Consider the following 21,247-nt stretch of genomic DNA (forward strand, 5'->3'; position numbering starts at 1 on the left):
AGGTGGGCAAGAGGAAAGGAAATGGCCAACGGCATGAGCGCATCAGGCTGCGGCCTCCGGTTCGGGCGGCGTGGGTGTTGTCAGCGTGGCCGGAAACAGCGAAAGACGCAAGCCGACCAGCGCGTGCAGCGCTTCGCGCAACCGGCGCGCCGAGGTCTGCGCGCTTGGGCTCGGCGCGCCGGCGTTGGCGAGGCCCTGTGCGGTGACACTCGCCACGGCGGCGTCGATCGACGACATCAGGCTCTCCGGCACCGGCTCGCGCTTGCGGCGGTCGACGCAGCTTTCATAGTACTGACGCACGTCGTCGAGCACGTGATCGATCGCGGCCGGCGCGTCGCCGCCTAGATTGGGGGTCAGGCGGCGCAGATCGAGCGCGTTGAGGCCAATGCGCAGATCGCGAAAGCTTTCGATCGACGGATGACGACGGTCGTCGGTCGCGGCGAGTCGCGGGATCAACTGCATCAGGCGGTCGAGCATGCGCGCAGCGAGATTGCGGGGATCTTCGATCGGCCGTGTCGATGCCGTGAGCGCCACGTCGGCCCAGCTCGAACGCAACAGGCGGGACGCCGTGAGTTCGGCGCCGAACGGGCGTGTCGCGCGCGTCCACAGATACGCATAAAGCAAGCCGGCGAGGCCCGCGAGATTGCTGTTCAGGAAGACCAGAAAATTGGCGTCGTAGGCGTCCTGAATGCTGATGAAAGTGGCCGTGTTCACGGCGACCAGCACCGTGGCCAGGTTGAACTGCGGGCGCGGAATCAGTGTGCCGACGAAGATGAACGGCGCGGCGAACATGATCACCAGCAAGGGAAAGTCATGCACATGCGGCAGCACGACGAACAGGTAGACGCCCGCCGCCACCACGCTGATGGCGGTCGCCACGAAAAAGCGGAAGATGAACGGCGCGGGCTCGTCGAGCGCGGCGAAGAAGCAGCATGCCACGGCCGCGAGCGTGACTGCGCTCGCTCCGTCGTTCCACCCCGAGCCGATCCACAAACTGCACGCGAGAACCACGGCCGCCGCGGCCGTGCCCGTGGAGAACAGCATGATGCCGCGATCGTAGAAGCGCTCTGTACCGCCCAGCCGCCAATGACGGAAGCGTGGACGCCATGAGCCTTCTTCCCGTGTGATGATGATGCGCAGCGAGCGGCAGTCCTGCCAGACATCGATCACCTGTTTCATACGCCACAACGCGTTCGAGAGCAGCGCGCCATCCCAGCCCGCGAGCGCCGACGGCGGTGGCTGCATTGCCGCGATGCGCGCACGCAATGCATCGGCCGTCGGGTCCGGGTGATAGCCTTCGCTCACGGTGGGCATCGGCTCGTTGAACCATTTGATGACATCGGCGAGCAGGCTCTCCAGCCCGTCGGGCCACGTCTGCCGGCCGCTGTTATAAAGCGCGATCAGCGGATCGGCGAGCGACGACATGATCGGCAGCAGCAACTGCATGCGCCCGCGCAGTTCGTGTGCGCGCGCCAATATGTCGGGCCGCGTGTGATCGTAGGCCAACTGGCTGAGCAGCAATTCAAGGCCATTGATGGTGGCCGCGATGCGTTGCCGCGCACCCGAAATGACCGAACCGGCAATTCGTCCAGAAAGCGTTTCGGTTGCGTAGAACGCGGCGTCGCGAAACCATGCGTCAGTCTGATTGATGATCGTCGGTGCAAGCCGGCTCGGAAACAGCGCGCTGCCAACAATGCTCGCGCAGACAATGCCCAGCGTGATCTCCTCGGTGCGGCTGACCGCGAGGTCGAACACGCCGCCCGGATTGGTCACCGAAGGCAGCGCGATAATCGGCATCGTATAGCCGGCCAGCAGGAACACGTAGCTGCGCGCGGTGCGGTCGGACACTGCCAGATACAGCATCGTGCCGGTCCATAGCGCGACGATTACGCTGAACAGATACGGCGATTCGACGAAGGGCGGCACCAGCAGCACGGCTGCCGAAGCGCCGAGCATGGTGCCGAGCGCACGATAGAGCGCCTTCGAACGCGTGGCGCCGACAAACGGATTCGACACGATGTAGACGGTCGCCATCGCCCAATAAGGCCGCGGCAGTTCGAGCGCGAGGCCGATGTAGAGCGCGATCATCGCCGCGGCAAATGTCTTGACGGAGAACAGCCAGTCGCGAAGGGAAGGGTAGACCATCAACCGTTACGCCGGATCGCCGCTGTGATCGCTGCTCTGATCGGCGTGCTCGCCGGCGTCGGCCGTGAACGCGGCCAGCACGCGCAAAGTGGCTTCCAGGTCGCTGCGCGAGACGCCTTTCAACGCTTGCGCCCGCAGCGTGACCAGTTCTTCTTCCATTTTCGCGGTGACGGCGCGGCCTTCTTCGGTGAGCACCACGGTCTTCGCGCGCCGGTCTTCGGGGTCTTCGTCGCGACGCATCAGGCCCGCAGCGCACAGTTGATCGAGCAGCCGCACGAGCGAAGGCCCTTCAATACCGATGTGATCGGCGAGCGTGACCTGGCGCACGGCCGCGCCGAGCCGGCTGGCGGTCAGGAGCGGCGTGGCGCACGCCTCGGAAACATTGAAGGCCGCGAGCACGCCGTGGCTCGTGCGCCGCCATTTTCGGGCGGCGACGACCAGCGTGCTGCTGACTGTCCGGCGCAAGGCATCGAGATTCGACATGGCCGGTATTGTATTTCTAAAAAATTCGTTAGCAAACTATTGATTCTGGAATTTTTTATGACGATACGGCACGGCTGGGCGCATCGGCATGCGCGCAGGTTCGCTACGTCGGCGTGACTCAGGCCGCGAGCCCGAGCCTGACCGTCCGCGCCAGATCGTCCAGCTGGAAAGGCTTGCGCAAAATCGTGCAGCGCTTCACCGCCAGCCCGGAGATGTCCACGTCCGCATAGCCCGTTGCCAGGATCACGGGCAAATCCTCGCGCATCTTGCGCGCCTCGGCGATCACGTCGATTCCGTTCATGCCGGGCATCGCGAAGTCCACCATCAGCAGGTCCGGTTTGTCGTCCTGCAAACGGTTCAGGCCCGCGCGTCCGTCGGCGGCTTCGGTCACCGTGTAGCCGAGCATTCTCAGCGACTCGACCAGCATGGCGCGCACCTCGCTGTCGTCTTCGACCACCAGCACGCGTTTTTCGCCGATCACGTTCGCTTCCGCATCCGACGCCGCTTCGGCCTGCGGCGCCACGCGTTCGCGCAACGGCAGCCAGAGTTCGACAGTGGTGCCCACGCCTTCCTCGCTGAACAGACGCGCGGTGCCGCCGGCCTGCCTCGCAATGCCGTAGACCTGGCTCAAGCCGAGTCCGGTTCCCTTGCCGATCGGCTTGGTGGTGAAGAACGGATCGAACACGCGCGACACCACATCGGGCGGCACACCCGAACCGGTATCGGCGACTTCGACCACCACGTAGCGGCCTTCAGCGAGTGTCTGATCGGGCGCCTCGCGCTGCTTCACGCGAATGGCGAGCTGGCCGCCGCCCGGCATGGCGTCGCGCGCGTTGATGGCGAGATTGAGAATGGCCAGTTCGAGCTGATTGGCGTCGGCCTGAGTCCACATCTCTTGGCCTTCGAACTCGTTGGTATAACGGATGCTCGACCCGAGCGACACCGTAATGATGTCGCGCATGCCTTGCAGCAGCGCCACCACGTCCACTGCTTTCAGATCGAGGTTGCTGTTGCGCGAGAAAGTCAGCAACTGTCCCGTTAGTTTCGCGCCGCGCTCGGTCGCGCGTTTGACGGTGGCGGCCATGCTGCGAAGGCGCTCATCGCTGGTTACTCGCGCGATCAGCTCGGCGTTCACCATGATGACGTTCAGCAGATTATTGAAGTCGTGCGCGATGCCGCCGGTGAGTTGCCCGAGCGCCTCCATTTTCTGCGATTGCACAAGCACCGCCTGCACTTTGGCGCGCTCGTGAATTTCCATCATCAGCCGATTGTTGGCGGAGGCGAGTTCCTGAGTACGTTCGGCGATACGGCTTTCCAGCGAATCGTTCAACTGCACCAGTGCTTCTTGCGCTTCGATCCGCTCGGCCAGATGGCGGCGCGATTCATATTGCCGCGCGCGTGCCCGCAACGACGACGCGACCGCGCGCCGCAGCGTCTCCGAATTCAGCGGACGTTCGAGCACGACAACGTTGCCGAGCCGTTCGAGCACTTCGAGGCCGCGTTCCGAGCGATGTCCGACGCGTGAGGCGGCGAGCAGAATAAACGGGAAATCCGACCACGCAGGCTGCTGTTCCAGCCACTCGAACAACCGGGCCGCATGGTTGCCCGTGAGCGCTTCTTCAGCGATCAACGCGGCGCCCGCACCGGCGTCGAGTTCAGCGGTGAGCGAGTCCGCATCGCGGCATGCCACGCAGAGGCGTTGATCTTTGTGCAGCACTTCGGCAATCACATCGGCGTCGCGGCCAAACGGCGCAAGAATAAGGACGCGTTGCTCCATGGCCTACTGCCCGGACGTGTCGAGGACGCGGTTCGTCGCACCGAGCAGTGCTGTGTTGCCGCGATAAGCCGGCAGTCCGGAGAGCACACCTTCGAAGTCGCGCAACGCCTCGCCGACTTCCACGCCATTGCTGCCGAGCCGGAACTGGCGGATCGAGCGCTCGTGAGCATTGGCGCGGCTCTTTACGGCCGTCACGGCGGTGAGCACTTCGCCGTGGTGTTCGAAGTAGCGGAACAGCACCACCACGTCGCTCAGGTAGCTGATGTCGATATCGGTCTGTACCTCGCCGATGATGCCGTGCTGCCCCAGCACGAGCATCGTGATCACGCCTTGCTGGTTCAGATAGCCGAGCAGTTCGTGCATTTGCAGCAGCAGATAGCGCTCGCCCGGCATTGCCTGCAGATAGGCGTTCAGACTGTCTATCGCGACAAAGCGCGCGCCGTCCTGCTCGACAGAGCGGCGGACATCGCTGGCGAATTCACCGGGCGAGATCTCCGCCGGATCGATCTGCCGCAGCGTCAGCAGACCGCTTTCGACGTGCGGCGCCAGATGCATGCCGAGCGTCGCGCAGCGGATCGTCAACGTGACGAGGGTCTCGTCGAATACGTAGTAGACGCAGCGCTCGCCACGTTCGAGCGCGGCGATCAGGCACGACACCACCGTAGTGGTCTTGCCGACGCCCGAAGGGCCGATCATCAGCGCATTGGTGCCGGGGATCAGACCGCCGCCGAGCAACGCGTCGAGTCCCTGCGTGCCGGTGCTGACCGCCTCGGTCTCGAACTGCGCGTGGTGTTCCGCCGCGACAAGGCGCGGATACACGCGGATGCCGCCGGTGTCGAGCGTCAGGTCGTGGTAGCCCTCGCGGAACTTGATGCCGCGCATTTTGGCGATGCGCGTGCGCCGCCGGTTGCCGCCATAGTCGCGCACCAGATTGTCCAGACTGACCACGCCGTGCGCGATGCTGTGCAGTTGAACGTCACCGGGCTCGGAAGAATTGTCGTCGAGCAGCAGCACCGTGCATTCTCGGGTGGCGAAATAGCGCTTGAGCGCGAGAATCTGCCGCCGGTAACGCAGCGGGTTCTGCGACAGCAGACGCAATTCGGAGAGACTGTCTAGCACGATGCGCGAGGGTTTGAGCTCCTCGACCTGCTGGATGACGTTGCGCACCGTCTCGCCAAGTTCGACCTCGGCCGGGTGCAGCACGGTCTGCTCGTACTGCGGGTCGAGACCTTCGTCCGACACCAGCTCCAGAATGTTGAAGCCGCCGATATCCCAGCCGTGGCTTTGAGCTACCGCGATCAGCTCGGCACGGGTCTCGGAGAGCGTGATGTACAAACCTCTCTGTCCCTCTTCGACTCCCTTGAGTAAGAATTGCAAGGCCAAGGTAGTTTTACCTGTACCGGGCGCACCTTCCACAAGGTACATGCGATGGGGCGTGAGACCGCCTCCCAGGATGTCGTCGATTCCATCGATTCCTGAGGAAAGGCGGGCCGGCTTGTCGGCGGCTTGTCTGTTTGACATGGCGTAGCGTATTTGACGTCGATGGATGGCTGTTGGTTATTCAGCCGGTACGGCGAGAACGCAAAATCCGTGCCGGTTGACGGATTCATGCGCCGGCGCGCTCCTTCACCAGTTGAATGAAGCGCGTGGCCGCGCTGTTGTGCAGTGCCGCGGGATAGGCAAGGTGCAGCGGCGCGCTGAGTTTCGAAGGGTTCGCGAGCGTGCAGTACACGGTGCCCACCTGGTCGTAACGCTGCATGGAAGCGGGCACCAAGGTCACGCCCAGACCCGCCGCCACGAGGTTGATGCCGGACACCATGCGCGGCACTTCGCGGGCAATGCGCGGGACGAAGCCCGCTTGCCGGCAAGCGGCGAGGATGTCGGCATACATGCCGGGTGCGCCCGGACGACGGACCAGAATGAAGTCTTCGTGCGCCAACGCTTTCAGCGACACTTGCGGCCGCTTCTTGCCCTTGAGCAACGGATGCCCCACCGGCAACACGACGACCATCGGTTCGTCGAGCAGCAACTCGAACGCCACGCCTTCGCGGGCGTCGACCGGCTTGCGTAGAAACGCCGCCTGGATCTGGCCCGCAGCCAGACGCTCGATGATCTCCGCCGCGTTGAGCTCGGCGAGGTCCACGGCGACTTCGGGGCAGACCGCGCGAAACGCGCGGATCGCCTCGGTCGTGAATGGATGGAACGAGGCGGAACTGGTCAGTCCGATCGAAATCGTGCCGAGTTCTCCACGCGCAATCCGGCTCGCCTTTTCGACAGACTGCTGCAGATTTTGCAGCAAGCGTTGCGCGTCTTCCGCAAAGGCCTGGCCGGCCGGCGTCAAGGTGACGCCGCGCGGCATGCGCACAAAGAGTTCGAAACCGATCTCTTCTTCCAGCGTTCGAATCTGCTGCGAGAGCGGCGGCTGTTGCATGGCCAGCCTTTCTGCCGCGCGCGTGAACTGGCCTTCTTCGGCGACCGCCAGAAAGTAACGCAGATGCCGCAGCTCCATGGTGTTTCGTCTCCTCACCAGCACATGAAGGCCGGTTCGATGCCATACATACTAAATATGAATGGTGCATGAAACAGGTATTTTACATTTACCATGTCCGCTCCTACGATCTCGTCCATCGCATTCCGTCCGAACCAAGCCGGTGTGACGGTCGGTATTCGCCTCCGATTCCGAGTATTCGGTTTCCCTACGACGGATTTGACGATGCGCCGCGTTCAAGACTGTGCACGGCGATCAGGAGCAAGCTGCATGACTTTGAATCGTTCACGACGTATTGCGGCGTTGTGTATGTCGACAGGCGCGGCAGTGCTGATGACGTTTGCGCAATCCGCGTTCGCGGTCCATGCTTACGAGCCGCATCTGAAGCCGGTGGCGACGATCTCCAACACGCGCTTCACGCTCGACACGCCGCAAGGGCAAGCGCAATTCCCGCTGTATCTGTCGAAGGATTGGAACGTTGCGCAGCCGCAGGTGACGCGCGCGGTCATCGTGATTCACGGCAAGCTGCGCAATGCGGACGTGTACTTTCGCACCGCACAGAATGCTCGCGATGCCGCGCATGCGGACCCCGACACTACGCTGCTGATCGCGCCGCAGTTCCTCGCCACGCTCGACACGCGCGTACACAACGAGCCTGCCGACTTGCTGCGCTGGACCGGCGATGCCTGGATGGGCGGCGAAGCGGCGCGCGCGCCGCTGCCGATCAGTTCGTACGAGGTGCTCGATGCGATCGTCGCGCGGCTCGCCGACCGCAAGCTGTTTCCCAATCTGCGGCATGTGGTGTTCGCCGGGCATTCGGGCGGCGGCCAGGTCGTGCAGCGCTACGCCGTCGCGGCGCGTAATATCGCCGCGTTGACCGGCGAAGGCATCGACGTGCGCTACGTGGTGGCGAGCCCGTCCACGTATGCGTATTTCGACGCGCAACGGCCTGACGCGCAAGGCATTGCCGCGCCGTTCGATGCCGCGCAATGTCCCGACTTCAATCAATGGAAATACGGCATGGACAACCGGCCGCCGTATCTCGACGACCGCACGCCCGCGCAACTCGAAGCGATCTATGCGTCGCGCCGGGTCGACTACCTCGTCGGCGGCGCTGATGACGATCCGCAGCAGAGCGCGCTCGACAGAACCTGTGCTGCCGAAGCGCAAGGGCCGCAACGCGTGGCGCGCGCAGAAGCGTACTACCGGTATATCCAGTCGCGTCATCCAGACGGCCTGAAGCAGCACTTTCATATCGTGCCGGGCGTGGGGCACGACGGTGCGCGCATGTTGACGTCGGTATGCGCGCTGTCAGCAATGTTCGACACTTCGGGATGCGGGCAATGAGCGAAGCGACCTTCAATCAGCGCGACGGTGTCGCGGCTGGAGCCGATGCACCGAACAGCTTGAGTCCGTCGATGGTGCGTCGCGCGATCTTCGCCTCCGTGCTCGGCAATGGACTCGAGTGGTTCGACTTTCTGATCTACGGCTACTTCGCGAAGATCATCGCGCAAGTGTTCTTTCCCGGCGGCAGCGGCTTCGTGTCGATCATGCTGACGCTTGCGACGTTTGCCGTCGGTTTTATCGTGCGACCGATCGGCGGCATTCTGCTCGGCATCTACTCGGACCGCGCGGGACGACGCAAGGCGCTCTCGCTGCTGATCATTTCGATGGCGGCCAGTACATTGCTGATGGGTCTCACGCCGGGCTATGCGAGCATCGGCATCGCTGCGCCGCTGTTGGTGGTCCTTGCGCGCTTATTGCAGGGGCTATCCGTGGGCGGACAGTTCGCGACGGCTTCCGCGATGCTGGTCGAGTACGCGCCCTCGCACAAGAAGATGTTCTACGGCAGCTTCAACATGTCGGCCCAGGCGTTCGCGTTGCTGCTGTCGTCCGGCGTCGGCTATCTGCTGACCACGCAGCTCACGCATGAGCAACTGGTGGCGTGGGGCTGGCGTTTGCCGTTTCTGTTCGGCGCGCTGGCGGGGCCGTTCGGCTTCTATATCCGGCATCGCGTGGCCGAGTCGCCGGAGTTCGAGCGCCTGCTCGAGCACAAGGAAAAACCGCTGCGCGTCACGATCCGCCAGTTCTTCCGCGACAACGGCGACGCGGCGATTTGCGCGATGGGTGTGATTATCGTCGGCGCGGCGACAAATTATGTTTGGCATTCCTATCTCTCGGTGTATGTCGAACGGCAATTGCATTTGCCGTTGTCCACCGCGTTGCTCGGCGCGTTCGTGTCCGGTGTGCTGAATCTGTTTCTGTTTCCGCTGTCCGGCAAGCTCGCCGATCGTTATGGCGCATACCGGCTGTTCTATCCCATCGTGATCGCGTGGATGGTCTGCGTGTATCCGCTTTATCACTTCGTCGTGACGAATCCGACGCCGGGGCACCTGTTCATCGCGCAGATGATCGCGACGCTGTTCCTCGCCGCGATGTCCGGCGCGCATCCCGGCATGCTCGCGACCTTGTTCCCCGTGCGCAGCCGTTCGGCGGGCGTGGCGCTGTCGTACAACATTGCGGTGACGCTGTTCGGCGGCATGGCGCCGCTCACCATCACCGGCTTGACGCGCGTGACCGGCAGCAGCCTCACGCCCGCGTTTTACCTGATTTTTGCCGGCTTCGTGTCGCTCGCGATGGTGTACTTCACGCGCGCCGGACGCATGTCGAGCGGCGCGGCGGCTAGACCCGCCACTCATTGATCGACCACGAGCCTATTGCATGACCCAGCCTTTCATCACAGACGACGAACGCGCGCCGAATGAACATCCGGTCGCGGTCGTGGCGAGCCGGCATCTGAGCGTCACGACGCGAGCCGGCAGCGGCACCGTGCCGGTGTTTTCCAACGGCGACTGGCTCGCGCCGACGCGCGATGTCCAACGCGCCGTGATTCTGATTCATGGCCGCCTGCGCAACGGCGACACGTATTTCGAACTCGCGCAGCGTTCGTGCGCGCTTGCCGGCGGCAGCGCGGCCGATACGCTGCTGATCGTGCCGCAGTTTCTCGCGACTGCGGATGTCGACGCGCATGAGCTGCCGCCGTCCACTTTGCATTGGGACTGGACGAGCTGGATGGCCGGCGAGAACGCCGAAGGTCCCGCGCCGATCAGTTCGTTCGATGTGCTGGACGCGATTGTGGACACGCTGGCGTCGCGCGAGCAGTTCGCATCGCTCGCCGAGGTGGTGATCGCGGGACACTCGGGCGGCGCGCAGGTCGTGCAGCGCTACGCGGTAGTAGCGCGAGACGAGGCGTCCCTCGCGGCGCGCGGTATCGCGCTGCGCTATGTGGTCGCGAATCCTTCGTCGTATGTGTACTTCGATGCAATGCGGCCGATTGGGTCGGTTGCGTCCGCTGTGTCCGGCGAGTTTGCGGCGTTCGATCAGGCGAGGTGTCCGTCGTTCAATCGCTGGAAGTATGGGCTCGAGGATTTGCCCGCTTACTCTCGTGACGCGGCTTCAGCGGCCACGCTCGAAGCGCGTTACGCGCAACGTGACGTGACCGTGCTGCTCGGCGGCGCGGATTGCGATCCACGGCATCCGGCTCTCGACCGTTCGTGCGCCGCGCTGGCGCAGGGTGAACACCGGCTCGGGCGCGGGCTGGCTTATGCGCGCTATATGGCGTTGCGGCATCCCGAAGGATTGGCGAAGCATCGGACGTTTGTGATCGATGGTGTCGGGCACGATGCCAAGGGGATTTTCGGGTCGGCGCAGGGGCTGGCGGCTTTGTTCGGTACTGGATTGTAATGACGGTGACTGAAGCGCGGTCTTGAGTAATCCGCGTTCATGGGCATGAAGCGTGCTACCGCGCTGGTACCTGCGAGTGACTTCAAGGACCGCGTCGACATGAACAGAACCCGATTGCTTGCCACCGCGCTCGCCGCTGCGTCGCTGGGTGTTTTGCTGACCGGCGGTGCGTATGCCGACGATGCGCCTAGCCCTTGCACATCCCTGAAGCGGATCGTCGCGGCGGCCCCTGGCGGGCTCGCGTCATTGACGTCGGACGACGGCAAGGGCGTCGCGCAACCTTACGGCGACGACGCGCAATGTTCGGCGAGTCACGGTGCCTATCAATGCACGTGGACGCCGCATCACGACGCCGGATCGAATGCCGACGCGCTGCAAGCTGTCGCGGCGGACGTCGCATCGTGTCTGCCCGACGCGACGCACGATCAGAATTCGCCGGGACGTCAGCACTTTTATCTGGGCGCGAAGGGTAAGCGGACCGATATCACACTGACGCCGACCGGGTCGAACAAGCTGCGTCTGGTGGTGTCGGGTAAATAAGCCGCCCGGCGAGAGCGGCTAGTGTGTCGCCGGCCACCATGTCCAGCCACGCGATGATCGCCGCAACTCGATGATCGAAAGCGGTGCGATTTCAATACGCGGAAATACGACGGGCGATGCTCCGAGCGCATACACGATCGCTGCCCGCAGCACGGGCGCGTGGGTGATGGCGATCACGTTGCTCGATGCACGATCCGTCCCGCCGTCTAACAACGTTTCGAGCCATTCTCGTACCCGTTTCACGAGTTGACTGAACGACTCGCCGCCGTGAGGCGCGGCGTCCGGATCGCGCGTCCATGCGGCGACGTCTTGCGGCGCTTCGGCGGCGAGGTCGGCGAGCCGCCGTCCTTGCCATGCGCCGTAGTTCAGATCCGCCAGGCCGGCGTCGACCGACGCCGTGAGGCCCAGCGCCGTCGCCGTTTCGCGCGCGCAGGCGGCCGGGCTGACGAAAGCCGGCGCGTCTTCCGCGACCGCCAGGCGCAAGCCTGCGGCGTGGGCTTCGGCTTCTGCGAGGCCGCGGGCGTCGAGTGAATCGTCGGCGGGAAAACGGCCTGCGCGCTGGGCCGCGGTCGATGCGTGGCTGACCAGTAACAGCCTTGTGTCCATTCCGTTCATGTCCTATCAAGCCACGTCCCGAAGCCCAACGCCGGCGGCATGAAACGTGTGTTTTGCGTTGCCGGGTGCCGAAGTTTAGCGCGTAGAATAGCGGGACTGCGAAGCGCGGAAGCCGGTGAGAGCCCGGCGCGGTCGCGCCACTGTAATCGGCAGCACAAGCCGAAAGCCAGACCTGAGCTTCGCACCAATCCTCTGCAATGACTATCGGGGCGCGTTACCCCAGGAGATGTCCATCATGACCGAAGCTGTTTTCGATCCCGCCAATCAGCCTGTTGCTCAACCCACGCCGATTCCGCTGCGCGAGTTGCTGCCCTGGGTCGTGTTCGGCGGTTTGCTGTTGCTGCTCGCGCTTTACTTCGTGGGTGCGGAACAGGGTGCCACCTCGCTGGTGCCGGGCATGTACGTGCATGAGTTCGTGCACGACGGCCGCCATCTGCTCGGCTTTCCCTGCCACTAACGGAGTCGACCATGGTGGGTAAATTGTTGGTACGCGGGATGCTTGCTGGCATCGTCGCGGGACTCCTCACGTTCGGATTCGCCCGGGTAGTGGGCGAGCCGCAGGTCAATCAGGCGATTTCATTCGAAGAAAAGGCCGACGCCGCGAAAGGCGAGGCGCCCGAGCCTGAGATGGTGAGCCGCGACACGCAGCGGGGTATCGGCTTGTTGACTGGCGTGCTGACTTACGGCGCGGCATTCGGCGGCTTGTTCTCGCTGGTCTTCGCTTACGCTTATGGCCGAGTGGGCGCGTTGAGCCCGCGCGCGTTGTCCGCATGGCTTGCGCTTGGCGCGTTCATTGCGCTCGCGATCGTGCCGAATCTGAAGTATCCGGCGAACCCGCCCTCGGTCGGCGACCCTGAGACGATCGGGACGCGCACGGGGCTGTTCTTCCTGATGATTGCGATCTCGCTGGCGGCGATGGTCTTCTCGCTCAAGGTGCGGCGCCGTGCGGCGATGAAACTTGGCGCGTGGAACGGCTCGATCGTGGGGGCGGTGGTGTTCATCGTGATCATCGCGGCGGTGCAGTTGTCGATGCCCGCGATCAACGAAGTGCCGGAGGCTTTCCCGGCGGTGCTGCTGTGGAAATTCCGCGTCGCGGCGCTCGGCATGCAGGCGATTATGTGGGCGACGATCGGGCTGCTGTTTGGCGCACTGGTCGAGCGGATTGCGTTGATGCGGGTGGCGGGGCGGTCGGCGGTGAAGTCGGCTTGATTGGCATGACGAGTGCGGCCGCTTCGGCGGTTGCGCTCGGCGGTTTGCTTGCCGTGCTTCGCTCTCCGCAGTTTGCGCGCAGTGGTCAAGATGGGTTCTGCGTCAAGGAGTTGGGGCGGTTGTGGGGTGGTTATCCACAGGCTTGCGAACAATTTCTGTGGATAAATTCGCCCGCGACGCTCAAGAGCTACAAACATCTGTTCCGTTCGAATTTAACAACCTGGTTGCTGGCACACGGCCTCCGGTTGTCCGCATCATTGGGACACGGCAGGTGTTTTGCGTGACCATTCAGGGCGACTCCGGTCGCCCTTTTTCATCTTGTCGCTTGCTGCGCGTTCCCGGATTTGTCCGATGTCACGGCTGCGTACACGACCCGCGCATTGATTCTGCATGTCGGCACAATTCCCCTCCTGATCTGCGGACACTCTCTCGTTGCCTGCGCCGACGCCAGCCCGATGGCCCGTGTCGATGCACGATACATAACATGCTCAGGACGGGGTAGATAACCGTCAATGCAACTGGACGTCGCTGACATTTCCCAGCGTTATTGCGAAATAGTCCTGCTGACTATCCAACGACTATCCCCGATGATTGAAAGAACTCGGGGAAGAGGTCAAACGATGAAAGCTGTACGCTGCGACAGGTATCCACGTCTTACGTATCCACGCCTCACGGCTCCTGTCTTTCCCGTGCGGGCCGCAATAGGCGCGTCGTGATTGATGGAGCGCGTCCGCTTCGATCTGCCCATGCCCGGCGTGGCGCTTTCACCGGAAAGCGTTGAACGTCTGATGGCCGAACCCTGGCGCTACGGGTTTATTTCCCTGCTGCGCCGTATCGGCGCCGATCCCCGCATTGACCCGGTCGGCACCGCGCGGCGTCCGCAGGCGGAGCCGTTCCGTCTCGGCCAGGCACCGAGCCTCGCATTCGCGCCGCGCGAGATTGCCGACGTGCATGAGGTCAACGGGCGTCTGAAGATACGGCTTCTCAGTCTGGGCATGCTGGGGCCGAACGGGCCACTGCCGATTCACATGACCGAGATTGCACGCGAGCGTGAGCAGAACCGGCGGGATGCGACGCTCGTCAACTTCCTCGACATCTTTCACCACCGCTACCTGACTCTGCTGTACCGGGCGTGGGCCTCCGCTCAGGCCGCGGCAGGCCTCGACCGGAAGGATGACGAAACATTCTCCTTTTTTGTCACGAGCCTCGCCGGCCACGATCCCGCCGAGATTGCCAGCCAGCCGTTTCCTGCCCATGCGCGCCACGTCCCGATGCATACCTTCGTGCAGACCTCGATGCGCTCGGTACAGCGCGGCCCCGTCGCGCTCTGGCCGCCACGCATGGGCACCCGCAGCGCGGCCTGAATGGCCTGAGTGGCCGTGAGCCGCATCCATTCATCCTGGAGGAAGGATACTCATGCTGGATTTTTCGACCCGCCGCACCATCACCGTGAGCGGCGCGGCGCTGCCGGAATCGCCGTCAGGCGAGCCCGCACTGGTGCTCAGATCAATCCGTGGCGAGGAAGCCCTGTCGGAAATCTACACCTACACGCTGGACATGGTGACGCCGCAAGACCTCGACATGTTCGGCGACGACGCGGCGAACCTCGACCTGCGTGCGATGATCGGCAGGCCGCTGACCGTGGCTATCCAGCTTGAAGGAATGAGCGGGGTTTCCGGCCCTTCGTGGACGTCGAACATCGGCTGCGGCATGCGTGAGATCAGCGGCATCGTGACGAGCGCGCGCTTTGTCGAACAGCAGGACCGGCAGAGCCATTACCGGCTCACGCTGCAACCCGGCCTCTGGCTTGCCGGACAGCGTTCGGACTACCGGATCTTTCAGCGTAAGAATGTTATCGACATCATTCGCGAAGTGCTGCGGATCTATCCGTTTTCCTGCGCCTGGCGCGCCAGCCGGATATACCCGCGACTGGACTATCAGGTCCAGTATGGCGAAACGGATTTGAATTTCGTGCAGCGGCTGATGGCTGAGAACGGCATCTACTGGTTTTTCGAGCACTCGAAGGGCTATCACCGGATGGTGTTCGTGGACCATGTAGGCGCGCACAGGCCGGTGGAGAGCGAGGCGTATCACACGCTCGCGTACTACCCGCCGGGGCACAGGATCGACGCGGAGTATATCGACGCGTTCGATATCGCCCAGACGTTGCAGTCGGGCGTGTGGACGACCGGCGACTATGACTTCAAGCAGCCCGAAGCCAATCTCGGGGTGCGCAAGGTCCAGCCGCAGAAGACGATTCACAACGATCTGACGCGCTACGAGTGGCCGGGCGACTTCACCAGCACGGCCGAGGGCGAGAAGTTCGCGCAGATCCGCATCGAGGAACTGTTCGCGCGCGGCGAGCGGGCCGAAGGCCGCGGCGCGCTGCGCAATGTCGTATGCGGCACGACCTTCCATCTGGAGAACCATCCGTATCGCAAGGCGAACCAGGAATACATGGTGATCCGCGCGAAGCTCGATGCCGAAGAGACGATGGAATCGACCGGTCCGGGCGTCTACCGGTTCGACACCGACTTCACCGTGCAACCGGCGACCAATGTATTCCGTCCGGCGCGCACGGTCCCCAAGCCGCGCACGACCGGACCGCAGAGCGCCGTGGTGACGGGCTTCGATAGAAACGTCGTGTCCACCGAGCCGTATGGCCGCGTGACGCTTAAATTCCGCTGGGACCGCTCGCCGAACCGGGACGAGAATTCGTCGTGCTGGGCGCGGGTCATGTCACCGTGGGCGGGCGATGGTCACGGGGCCATCAGCCTGCCTCGCATCGGCACGGAAGTGATCGTCGATTTCATCGACGGCGACCCGGACCGGCCGTTCGTCATCGGGCAGGCCTACAACGCGGACAACATGCCGCCGTGGCCGTTACAGGACAACCATGCCCTGTCAGGCCTGCTCAGTCGCAATCTGGAAGGGAGCGGGTCGAACCAGTTCGTTGCGGACGACACACCGGACCGGTTACAGGCGCAGGTGACGAGCGATCAGGCGAACTCGCGGCTGGTGGTGGGTTACAACACGCGCATCGTGCCCGGCGAGGGGCGCAAACAGGCGCGCGGCATCGGCTGGGAACTCGCCACCGATTCATGGGGCGTGGTCCGCGCAAACCGGGGCATGCTGGTGACCACCGAGACGCGCAGCGGCGCGCAGTCGCCCGCGAAAGACATGGGCGAGACGGTGCAGCGCCTGACGCAGGCGCGCGCGCAACACGAGGACATGGCGCAGCTCGCGCAGCAGCACAACGCGCAGTCGTCCGACGCGAGCCAGCACGACGCCGCGAAAGCCATCAAGGCGCAGAACGACGCGATCCGGGGCGACACCGCCCACTGGCGTGAAAATCCGTTCCCCGAAATGACGCGGCCCGATCTTGTCGTTGCGAGCGCGGCGGGCATCGGAATGACCGCTGCGCAGGGAACGCACATCGTGAGTGGACAGGATCATGCGGTGACGGCAGGACGTGACGTGAGCGTGTCGTCGGGGCGCTCACTGTTCGCGTCGGTGCGCGGCGCTATCTCGATGTTCGCCTACCAGCTTGGGCTGAAACTGGTCGCCGCGAAAGGCCGCGTCGATATCCAGGCGCAGAGCGACCAGATGGCGCTCGCGGCCCTGAAGGACATCACGATCAGCAGCTCGGACGGCAAGGTCGTCATCACCGCGTCGAAGGAAGTCTGGATCGGCGCGGGTGGGTCGTATATCCAGATCAACGGCAGCGGGATTATCAACGGCTCGCCAGGGGTGATTCTGGAGAAGGGGGCGAGCTGGGATGTGCCGGGCCCGGATTCGAAGCGTATGCCGTTGCCTGTAATGCCGCTGTCGGCCTTGCCGCAGGTCGCAGTGCAAGCCTACACGCAGATCTTTGACGTAAGTACAGTCGTCGTCAATCGGGGCGTGGGTGCAACTCTCGATAACCAGCCGTATCGCATCTATCTTCCAGACAACACGATCCAGCAGCAAGGCATGCTCAGTGACGGCGCTACCGCCACGGCTAATACGCCGACAGCGGTCAAGCTCCGCTGCGAGGTAGGTGCCGGGGACTGGGCAGTCGATGAGGACTGCTACGACGAAGAGGAAATGGAAGCGAACGCCTGAAAAAATCGCAGGACCACAACCATCTCAACGCAACGAATAAGGAAAACGAATTGAGCAATCATCACGCGCACGGCGGGCATGTAGCATCACATCCAAAGACACCGCCGAGCCCACTTGTCGAAGTGACTTTTGTCTTCCGCGACGTGCTGAAGCATCCTATCGCGGGTCTGGCTGTACAGGTGAAAACGGGCACGGGCGCACCACCGGCCCCAGAGTGGAAGATCGGCCCGGATACAGGCGATTCTGCGCCAGCCACGACCGTGGTTCCGGCATCGGGGGCATCGGTACCTGTCGCCGACCCGCTGCTGCCAGTTGCCCCTTCTGCTACGGTGCCTTCGAACTCCACTGAAACCACAACGGATCAGGACGGCTACGCGGTGACAATACAGAATGCCGCACGCAATCAACCAATCGACGTTCTGGTGAAGAACCGGCGTGGTGAATATGTGTGGAAGGCGACCGTCAAGCCCTCTAAGGACATAAGCGCATTCACCATTGTCAGTCCCGAATACCACATAGAGGCGACCACGCAGTTGACACCGAAGGACGAACTGGAGCAAAACCTAAATTTGCCTGTAGTGAAGGACGGCGAGGTAATGACGATTGAACGTCTTGTTCACGACTTCGGTCCGTACATTGGATGGTCGCAGAAAGTGACCGAACAGGGAAAAATAAAAAAAGATATCCCAACACGCAAAAAAGAGGTAGCGGAGGATGAAAGGACTCGTAAGAAGAAGACAAAGATCACCATTGAACACCATTACAGGGTGGTTGATACGGGCAAGCCCCAAACCATTGCATTTAACCTTCTCGGTTCGCGGCTGAATTATCCCAAGTCGTCTATTCTTACAGACACACATTTTTCGTATCTAGGAGCGTCATTTGGCTGTGAGTCCGCAGCAGTTAAAGCCGTAACGTATACGGAGACCGGAGGCAGGGGATTCGACGACAATGGATTGCCACGAATTCTGCTTGAACGGCACTATGTTTACCGGCTAACACTGCCACCGAACAAACAAGCGAATTGGAGGCATGAAAAAAATCCATATTCTAAGAAATTTCCTGATATTTGCTTTGCAAAATATGGTGGATATGGGCATGAAGGATTGCACCAGTATGAGAGATTAGTAAAGGCCGCAGCTATTGATCGCGCGGCAGCCCTCATGTCCTGCTCCTGGGGGGCGTTTCAAATTATGGGGGAATCGTTTTCGGATTGTGGCTGCCAGACAGTCAATGAGATGGTCAATAATTGCATGGAAAGTATTGATAACCACGTAAAAATGTTCGATCTATTTATGAAGAACGCAAAGCCAAATGCAATCGCGGCGTTGCGACATAAAGATTGGGAGGCCTTTGCGACGGCCTATAACGGGAGCAATTGGCGCACGCAGAATCCCCATTACGCAGATAACATGAAGGCCAATTATGATAAGTTTAAATAGATTAATTTTAGGAGTTTTATGGTCGCTTGCTATCTTGGCTTTTGATGACGCACGCGCTTCCGATCTCTTAATTTTCGATAGCTCCAATCTGATTGCTCTAAAGTCAAGCAGAAATCTACTCGGATATTATGCAGCGGACGACAGGAACACGTCTTGCGCATTCTATTTTTACGGATCAAATGACAAGCCTGGCAAGGTTGAAAACGGGACGTATCGCACGACCGAAATAAAAACATTTGTTTTGGCGGGAAAGAATTATCGTTATGAAAATAGGTCGCGTGACTTCGATATTCAAGGAGAAATCTTCGTAAAAGGTAAAGAATGGGTCATTCGCACATCGAAAAATCAGGCTGGCTGCAATAATTCTACTGGTGTTTTCCGATATACTCCCCTTGACCGCGAGGCCGCTCGCTACGCCGTGAAAAACGTTTTGCCTGCACTTAGCATAAAGGTTGTAAAAGGCAAAACGTTTTTTAAAAATAATGATGCATCTTTGGTTAAAAACCGTGGTTTTCTGGTGGCTGGTAATGTGGTTGCGGTGCTTAGGGAAAGTGGTAATTACTCTTACGTTCGTTTCAGTCATCCTGCAACAGGAACGGTTACGTCGGGTTGGATAAAAACCAGCGATTTACAGGAGCCGTTCCCCTCATCAACGATGCAATAGTGCGTCGGAATGTCCCCCACTCTACTAATACACAAAAATCATGATCGATCTCATCCAACTCGGTGACACCACCAACCACGGCGGCGAAGTTATCACCGCCTCTGAAGTCATGCGCTATGGCGGCGTGCGCGTGGCCCGCAAGGGCGACGAAGTGACCTGCCCGCCGCACCCCGAGGTGGTGCCCAACGTCATCGTTGAGGGCGACGACAGCATCACGGACCACGGTGTCCCCGTCGCGCGTCAGGGCCATCACGCAACGTGCGGTTGCAGCCTTATACATGGCCTCGTCCCGTTTGCCAAACGATCTTTTCTACAGCGAGCAGGTGCAGGATTGCATATATACATTCGGCCTTTCTGTGGCACGCATGTGCCTGGCCCCAATGGATTTCGCCCGGCGACTCCTACTTATATCCACGGCTTCGGGAGCCCTAAGACTGCGCAGGTTTTGTCACCGACGGTCCGACCTGTTTGCCATTGAATCAGATCACTTGTGCAACCAATGAAGAGGTAAAACAATTGCCGCCATCCGATCGTTGCTCCGTTCATACCGGCGGTGCGTACTCCAGGCCGCGTGCGAGCAATACCCAGATCGTCCTGGCGATCTTGTTGGCAAGTGTCACGACGGCGATGTTTGTTCCCCGTCTCGCCTGAACCTCGCGTATCCATCGGGAGAGCGTATCGGTATGTTTTATGGCTTGCTGGACGACCGATCTGGCGCCGTGTACCAGCAGCATTCGCAGATATCCGTTACCGCGCTTCGTGATACCGAACAGACGATCCTTGCCGCCTGATGAGTGCTGGCGTGGGGTCAAGCCCAGCCACGCCGCAAACTGTCTGCCGTTTGAGAATTCAGTGGCACTCCCCGCTGCAGCGATGACAGCAGTTGCGATCAGTGGCCCAACGCCTCGAATCTTCTCAAGTCGCTGACTGACAGGGGATGCCTTGTGCACTTGATGGATCAATTCATCATACCGGGCGATCTGCTTATCCAGCAGTACGAGTCGCTCGTACATATCCCGCATCATTGATCGACCCAACCCTGTGAGCTCGTTGCGTTCGTCGTCAATAATTGACGGAAGCTGCTGCACGTACTTTCAGTGCGGTTTGTGCAATGACCACACCGTATTCGGCTAACAGGCCTCGTATCTGGTTGATCTGCGCGATACGGTCTCGCATGAGCAGGCTGCGGATGCGGTGCATGGACTGGATATCCTGCTGCTGAACGCTGTTGAGCGCAACGTAGCGCATGGTCGGACGGGACGCGGCTTCGACGATCGCCTCCGCATCGTTGCGATCGTTCTTCTGGGATTTGACGAACGGCTTGACGAATCGGGGCGCAATGATCTGCACATGATGCCCCATCGCCGAGAACCGGCGGGCCCAGTAATGCGCTCCACCACAGGCTTCCATCACGATACGGCAAGAGGGCAGATTGACAATGGATTCGAGGAGCTGGTTGCGGCTGACTCGCCGACTCAACACTGGGTGACCGCGTTCGTCCACGCCGTACAGCTGGAAGATATTTTTTGCAAGATCGATGCTCAGCAACGCGACGCTCATGACGGCCTCCGGTCAATTGCAGATCAGGAGCTCTGATACTGCCACGCTCTCAGGCGGAGCACCTTCGTGCACTACCACCGAGGGTGGGACGAGGCCATTCCACTATATCCAGCATCGTGTAGCTGGTATATCCACGACGTTTCCTGCGGCGTGGATACACGACGAAGGAATCACAGGACGTGATTGTGACGAACCCGGACACTATCAGGCTGTTGCGCCTGTGGATTGCGAAGGAGCCCTATCACCAGACTCCGTGAGGAAAATCCATGTCGTCCCCCATACGCCCACACCGCAGCATGGACAACTCACCTGTCCGAATGTAAACAAGTCACTTGCCGTGTTAGCTCCCGTTAGGGATCGCCGTTAGCTCGAATGCTTTGCAAAACACATGTCTAATATGTCGGCCCTTTCCCATTCAGGGGAAAGGCAGTTTCCCCGCGCCGTAGCGTATGGGGAAACGCGGGGGAACGATGTTT

General features: G+C 61.4%; 15 protein-coding genes, 3 pseudogenes and 1 riboswitch. Of the genes and pseudogenes, 11 read left to right on the forward strand and 7 right to left on the reverse strand.

Features of this window, described 5'->3' with window-relative positions:
• Positions 1-42: 42 nt before the first annotated feature.
• The 5 genes from B0G71_RS33240 to B0G71_RS33260 form a co-directional block, all read right to left on the reverse strand.
• Complete coding sequence (locus B0G71_RS33240) at positions 43-2,145, reverse strand: FUSC family protein (RefSeq protein ID WP_116147211.1); 2,103 nt, start codon at positions 2,143-2,145, stop codon at positions 43-45.
• A gap of 6 nt (positions 2,146-2,151) precedes the next feature.
• Positions 2,152-2,628 carry a MarR family winged helix-turn-helix transcriptional regulator gene (locus tag B0G71_RS33245; protein WP_116147213.1) on the reverse strand — a complete coding sequence of 159 codons (477 nt, stop codon included), beginning with the start codon at positions 2,626-2,628 and terminating at the stop codon, positions 2,152-2,154.
• 118 nt (positions 2,629-2,746) lie between these two features.
• Positions 2,747-4,405 carry an ATP-binding protein gene (locus tag B0G71_RS33250; RefSeq protein WP_116147215.1) on the reverse strand — a complete coding sequence of 553 codons (1,659 nt, stop codon included), beginning with the start codon at positions 4,403-4,405 and terminating at the stop codon, positions 2,747-2,749.
• 3 nt (positions 4,406-4,408) lie between these two features.
• A complete protein-coding gene (locus tag B0G71_RS33255) occupies positions 4,409-5,926 on the reverse strand; it encodes an ATPase domain-containing protein (RefSeq protein WP_116147217.1) in 1,518 nt (505 codons plus the stop codon).
• Between the two features lie 85 nt (positions 5,927-6,011).
• The gene (locus tag B0G71_RS33260; protein ID WP_116147219.1) at positions 6,012-6,914 is read right to left on the reverse strand and encodes a LysR family transcriptional regulator; all 903 of its coding nucleotides are present in this window, start codon (positions 6,912-6,914) and stop codon (positions 6,012-6,014) included.
• A 249-nt stretch (positions 6,915-7,163) separates the two neighbouring features.
• Here B0G71_RS33260 and B0G71_RS33265 point away from each other — a divergent pair, with 249 nt between their 5' ends.
• From B0G71_RS33265 to B0G71_RS33280, 4 genes are all read left to right on the forward strand, one after another.
• Positions 7,164-8,240, forward strand: a complete 1,077-nt coding sequence (locus B0G71_RS33265) for an alpha/beta hydrolase (RefSeq protein ID WP_116147221.1) — start codon at positions 7,164-7,166, stop codon at positions 8,238-8,240.
• Entirely contained in the window at positions 8,237-9,595 is a 1,359-nt protein-coding gene (locus B0G71_RS33270) for an MFS transporter (RefSeq protein ID WP_116147223.1), read from the forward strand. Before B0G71_RS33265 ends, B0G71_RS33270 begins: the two co-directional genes overlap by 4 nt.
• 19 nt (positions 9,596-9,614) lie before the next feature.
• Entirely contained in the window at positions 9,615-10,637 is a 1,023-nt protein-coding gene (locus tag B0G71_RS33275; RefSeq protein ID WP_116147224.1) for an alpha/beta hydrolase, read from the forward strand.
• A gap of 99 nt (positions 10,638-10,736) precedes the next feature.
• Positions 10,737-11,177, forward strand: a complete 441-nt coding sequence (locus B0G71_RS33280; protein WP_116122366.1) for a hypothetical protein — start codon at positions 10,737-10,739, stop codon at positions 11,175-11,177.
• A gap of 18 nt (positions 11,178-11,195) precedes the next feature.
• On the opposite strand, the gene B0G71_RS33285 is transcribed toward B0G71_RS33280, so the two are convergent.
• A complete protein-coding gene (locus B0G71_RS33285; RefSeq protein ID WP_116149102.1) occupies positions 11,196-11,783 on the reverse strand; it encodes a histidine phosphatase family protein in 588 nt (195 codons plus the stop codon).
• 63 nt (positions 11,784-11,846) lie between these two features.
• Positions 11,847-11,989: riboswitch (cobalamin riboswitch) on the forward strand.
• A gap of 38 nt (positions 11,990-12,027) precedes the next feature.
• Between B0G71_RS33285 and B0G71_RS33290 the strand changes: the two genes are divergently transcribed.
• From B0G71_RS33290 to B0G71_RS42210, 7 genes and pseudogenes are all read left to right on the forward strand, one after another.
• Positions 12,028-12,249, forward strand: a complete 222-nt coding sequence (locus B0G71_RS33290) for a CbtB-domain containing protein (protein WP_012428410.1) — start codon at positions 12,028-12,030, stop codon at positions 12,247-12,249.
• 11 nt (positions 12,250-12,260) lie between these two features.
• On the forward strand, positions 12,261-13,001 hold the full coding sequence (locus B0G71_RS33295) for a CbtA family protein (RefSeq protein ID WP_116147226.1): 741 nt from the start codon (positions 12,261-12,263) through the stop codon (positions 12,999-13,001).
• A 719-nt stretch (positions 13,002-13,720) separates the two neighbouring features.
• A pseudogene (gene tssG / locus B0G71_RS33300) lies at positions 13,721-14,305 on the forward strand (type VI secretion system baseplate subunit TssG); the annotation flags it as partial.
• Positions 14,306-14,417: 112 nt separating this feature from the next.
• Positions 14,418-17,105 (forward strand): type VI secretion system Vgr family protein, encoded by a 2,688-nt coding sequence (locus tag B0G71_RS33305; RefSeq protein WP_116147228.1) that lies wholly within the window; start codon positions 14,418-14,420, stop codon positions 17,103-17,105.
• A gap of 50 nt (positions 17,106-17,155) precedes the next feature.
• Entirely contained in the window at positions 17,156-18,547 is a 1,392-nt protein-coding gene (locus B0G71_RS33310; RefSeq protein WP_116147230.1) for an N-acetylmuramidase family protein, read from the forward strand.
• Complete coding sequence (locus B0G71_RS41070) at positions 18,531-19,211, forward strand: hypothetical protein (RefSeq protein WP_147308732.1); 681 nt, start codon at positions 18,531-18,533, stop codon at positions 19,209-19,211. Before B0G71_RS33310 ends, B0G71_RS41070 begins: the two co-directional genes overlap by 17 nt.
• A gap of 40 nt (positions 19,212-19,251) precedes the next feature.
• Positions 19,252-19,500: pseudogene (locus B0G71_RS42210) on the forward strand (PAAR domain-containing protein); the annotation flags it as partial.
• 253 nt (positions 19,501-19,753) lie between these two features.
• On the opposite strand, the pseudogene B0G71_RS33320 reads toward B0G71_RS42210, so the two are convergent.
• Positions 19,754-20,771 (reverse strand): annotated as a pseudogene (locus B0G71_RS33320) (IS110 family transposase).
• Positions 20,772-21,247: the final 476 nt, after the last annotated feature.

Origin of the sequence: Paraburkholderia sp. BL27I4N3, from assembly GCF_003386115.1 — a bacterium.
Lineage (GTDB): Bacteria > Pseudomonadota > Gammaproteobacteria > Burkholderiales > Burkholderiaceae > Paraburkholderia.